Below are 251 nucleotides of genomic sequence, written 5' to 3'. Positions count from 1 at the left end.
ACCGCTCCAACAACACAGCAGGCCGGGTTACAAAAGCAGATGCAGCGGACTTACCCGCTGCATCTACTCTACATTTATTGCTCTTACATCAACATTTAAAACAGGTTATTATTTGTCCCACCATACGCGTGAGGTCCAGTTATCACCGGTTCCTATCCTGCTTACCGCATCGTTGTAGTTAGCTTTGTTCAGGTTAGCTTCAATGGGCGGATAAGGCTGCCTTCTGGGTATGGTACCGTTGGAGAAATTAC

1 protein-coding gene is annotated in these 251 nt (G+C 47.0%); it reads right to left on the bottom strand.

What is annotated here, in order from left to right:
* Positions 1-108: 108 nt before the first annotated feature.
* A complete protein-coding gene (locus tag KVT37_RS34105) occupies positions 109-231 on the bottom strand; it encodes a SusD/RagB family nutrient-binding outer membrane lipoprotein (protein ID WP_368860648.1) in 123 nt (40 codons plus the stop codon).
* Positions 232-251: the final 20 nt, after the last annotated feature.

Origin of the sequence: Mesorhizobium sp. GbtcB19, from assembly GCF_019091085.1 — a bacterium.
GTDB lineage: Bacteria > Pseudomonadota > Alphaproteobacteria > Rhizobiales > Rhizobiaceae > Mesorhizobium.
The sequence above is the reverse complement of the archived record's forward strand: the minus strand, read 5'-3'. Positions and strand labels throughout refer to the sequence as shown.